3 protein-coding genes are annotated in these 3,816 nt (G+C 38.2%); 2 read left to right on the top strand and 1 reads right to left on the bottom strand.

All coding sequences use genetic code 11. The annotated features are described in order from the left end of the window. Positions 1-272 precede the first annotated feature (272 nt). Positions 273-1,319: a GGDEF domain-containing protein gene (locus H5202_RS18970; protein ID WP_182773439.1), complete on the bottom strand. Its 1,047-nt coding sequence runs from the start codon at positions 1,317-1,319 to the stop codon at positions 273-275. Between the two features lie 350 nt (positions 1,320-1,669). On the opposite strand from H5202_RS18970, the gene H5202_RS18965 reads away from it, so the two are divergent. Further along, on the top strand, positions 1,670-2,800 hold the full coding sequence (locus tag H5202_RS18965; RefSeq protein WP_182773438.1) for an FIST signal transduction protein: 1,131 nt from the start codon (positions 1,670-1,672) through the stop codon (positions 2,798-2,800). 10 nt (positions 2,801-2,810) lie between these two features. Continuing rightward, positions 2,811-3,740: a GGDEF domain-containing protein gene (locus tag H5202_RS18960; protein WP_182773437.1), complete on the top strand. Its 930-nt coding sequence runs from the start codon at positions 2,811-2,813 to the stop codon at positions 3,738-3,740. Positions 3,741-3,816: the final 76 nt, after the last annotated feature.

The following is a 3,816-nucleotide window of genomic DNA, read 5'->3' as shown; positions in this document are numbered from 1 at the left end:
GCTCTGTGAAGCAGGAACCCATCGAAGCGACTAAGCTGAAAACTGCTTAGCGCCGTAGGAATCCCCTTCCTTTCCGCGTAGCGGCAAAATCCTTTTGGGGATTTTGAGGTGGGGGAGGATGTCAAAAACATGATAGTGATCATGAAATGAAAACCACGTTCTATTCTTCGAGTTAACGACTTTTACTGAAATCTATTTTTGCAGGCGGATGGTTTTGTTTTGCCAATTTTTAAGATACTTAGCCGGTGTTTAGGTTATTTTTCTATGATGGCTTATGGAATAATACGATTTCTTCCAAGCTCTTTCGCTTGATATAAGCATTTATCGGCGTTGTTAATGAGTTCATCGATGGTTTGATCTGCTTCAAGTTGCGCTATGCCAATACTGATGGTGACGTTGATTTGATGTTCGAGGAACATTATTGTGTGGTTTTGCACATTTGCCCGAATTTTTTCAGCGATGATTGCGGCTTGCTCGGCAGATGTTTGTGGCAATATAAATAAAAACTCTTCGCCGCCCCAACGAGCAACACAGTCTTGCTGTCTGACATTTTCCTTGAACACTCGTGATAGGTCTATTAACACTTTATCACCTCCATTGTGCCCGTATTTATCGTTGACGGCTTTGAAATGGTCGAGATCGCAAAGTAATATCGATAGAGGTTCGTTATTGCGACTTACCCTAGATTTTTCTTGTTGTAATACCGTTGATGCATTACGTCGATTGGCAAGCTTTGTTAGTGGATCGCACATAGCAAGTTTTTGATATTGCGAGCTTATTTCGAGAGCGTTTTTATAAGATTGCATACGTGAGTACTCATATAACGCAGACAAAAATGTCATGGTTAAAAATGACAATATCAGCCTGAGTTTAAATTCTGGGCTGTAAATGGCGTGTGAGATCAGCTCTTGGGGTAAAAACAGGATAAAACAAATAATGGTTAAAAAAATAGTTAAATGAATTAAGCCATTACGCAAGCCTAAAGCATAAACTGAAACTGGGGCGACAATAAATATCCATAAAGGTCCGGTTTGTGCCACGCCCCCCGTCAGTACTAAATAAAACATCAGTAGATAAAGCGAGTAATTAACAATAATAGAACTGATTTTTATGTTGATTTTGTTAACGGATAAAAAGGCAACAAGATAAATAACGCTGGCGATGAACAGTACTGTCGTTAAGGAACTGCTGTCACCAAATATACTGACAACACCCATAATGAAAGTTAACGACATTCCAACCAGCGAGAATAGCGAAATAACTCGTGTTTGTTGCAATGCGCCGCTGCTTTTAGCGTGTTTTTTGATGAGTGATGACAATGATTAACCCTTACTTTTTCATTGAATAATTTGTTCAATGGCGAAGCATTTAAGCCGCGCTAAATATAGTACAAAACTTTGGCCTATGAATAATGTATTCAGGATGTCATAAAGAGATATATTCAACAATGTTTTGCTAATTAATTGTACAGCAATTGCTAATTAAAGTGTTTTTTCATGTTACTTTACACTCATAAAAGTATAGTAATAAACCAAGTTTACTTTAAGATAACTTAATACTTTATTCGTCAGTTTATTAACCCATAATGTGTAGTTATAGCTTGTGATAATAGCTTGTTGCAATCATTTAGCTTAAAACAATGCATGACTCTTAAGGTAGGGATTACTTTATGCACGTTTATCAAACTATATATCAAAACAATCATTGGACAACACCATTACCCCAAAGTGCAAAAATTAACTTGGTGTTGGCATTTGGTTCACCTGAACTCATGTTAGATCAGAAGCTTAATAATGATTTATCACTGTCTTTTCCAAATGCACAAATAGTGGGCTGCAGTACCAGCGGTGAAATTCAAGATGATTATTTGTATGACAACAGTATATGCGTGACCGCGATTGAATTTGATCATACTCAGGTGCAGGTGGTAAGCGACTCGATAAATAAGTCTGAACACTGCACTGAATTAGCACAGCAATTAGTCAGCCAATTATCGCTTGATGGGCTAAAACATGTTTTCGTTATCTCTGATGGTCATTTAGTGAATGGTTCTGAACTGGTCGATGGGTTACAGCAATATTTGCCACAAGGTGTTATGGCAACAGGTGGATTAGCCGGTGATGGTGAACGTTTTCAGCAGACGACGTTATGGCATAATGAACGGATAGAAAGTGGCCTTATCGTGTTGGTCGGGCTTTATGGTGAGAAGCTTTCTGTTGGATTTGGTAGCCTAGGTGGATGGCGCTCATTTGGTCCTAAACGCGTGGTCACCAAATCAGCTGATAATGTACTTTATGAACTGGATGGACGGCCTGCGTTGGAGCTGTATAAAGAGTTTTTAGGCGAGTTTTCGGCAGGTTTACCTGCATCGGCTTTGTTATATCCTCTAGCGTTACAACTACATGGTGAGCAAGAGCATGTAGTTCGCACCATACTATCAATAGATGAGCAGCAAAAAAGTATGTTGTTTGCAGGAAATATGCCCGAAGGTGCCACATGTCAGTTAATGCATTCTAGTTATGAAGACTTACTTGATGGTGCCCAACATGCTGCAGATGATGCAATGTCCTCTTTTACGGGAACAGAGCCAGAATTAGCCATTTTAATCAGTTGTGTAGGCCGCAGATTGGTATTGAGGCAAAGGGTTGAAGAAGAATTAGAAATTATAAAACAAGGCTTACCCGGCGAGAGTGCTATTTCGGGCTTTTACTCGTATGGTGAAATATCACCTATTAAGTCTATTGGTCGATGTGGTTTACATAACCAGACGATGACTGTCACATTACTTTCTGAGAAATAGTGAATCAATAATGCATAAACTGCTATTACGTCAGCTTAAGCGCAATCAGAAAAATGAGTTATTCATTTCGGAAAATAACAATTTTTTATCTTCAATATCTGATGCTTACGCTCAAAATGAGCAAAGTGTTAAAATGCTAGAGCGTTCTTTATATCTTATTTCCAATGAATTAAACGAGCGTAACGAGACGTTAAAGAACCAGTTAGAAAAGATGAAGCAAGTTCAAAATAAACTCGAAAATTCAATAGGTTTATTAAATGCCACGGTTAACTCAACGGGTGAGATTTTGTTCGTGTATGCATTAAATGGCAAGCTATTGTCATTTAACTCAATGGGACAGGCTTTTTTTGACGAAATGGGTTTCAAACCTGTGTCGCATTGGAAAGAGTTTCTTAGCATTGTTAAAGACCAGCAGCAAATGACATCTATTATTGACAATCTTCACCAAGACCCATTTCAATACTTAACTGGCACAATAGAGTTAATCGATAAACGCTTTTTTGACTTTAGGTCTTTACCACAAATACAAGAAGGTACTATTTCTGGCCGTGTATGGTGTTTTCGCGATGTAACGATTCAAAAACAGTATGAAGCGACAATTGAATATCATGCTTTTCACGATGCACTTACAGGGTTGCCAAATCGTGCATTATTGTTAGACAGAATTAGTCACTCCATTGCTACGAGTAAACGAGAAGATAAAAAGCTGGCTGTATTATTTTTAGATTTGGATGATTTTAAAAAAATCAATGATACAGAAGGGCACGATGCGGGTGATTTGTTGTTAAAAGAAGTGGTGAGACGACTGCAAACTCGTTTACGGGAATTTGATACATTATCTCGCCAAGGTGGCGATGAGTTTATTATTGTTTTAGAAAAAATCGAGTCCGAAATAATGAGATGGACCCACCCTTCTAATCGGCTTCATAGTGAGCCATGATAAGTTTGTACACTTTATCAACAAAGGGCGGGTCCGAATATGAAGATTACAACAATTGGTTTAGATATATCAAAGA

The sequence above is a fragment of the Shewanella sp. SG41-4 genome, assembly GCF_014164505.1.
Classification (GTDB): domain Bacteria; phylum Pseudomonadota; class Gammaproteobacteria; order Enterobacterales; family Shewanellaceae; genus Shewanella.
Note: the sequence above shows the minus strand (reverse complement) of the source record. Positions and strands in the feature narration are given on the sequence as shown.

Coding starts and splice junctions, on each gene's coding strand:
- H5202_RS18965 (WP_182773438.1), top strand. CDS start 1,670: ATGCACGTTTATCAAACTATATATCAAAACAATCATTGGACAACACCA.
- H5202_RS18960 (WP_182773437.1), top strand. CDS start 2,811: ATGCATAAACTGCTATTACGTCAGCTTAAGCGCAATCAGAAAAATGAG.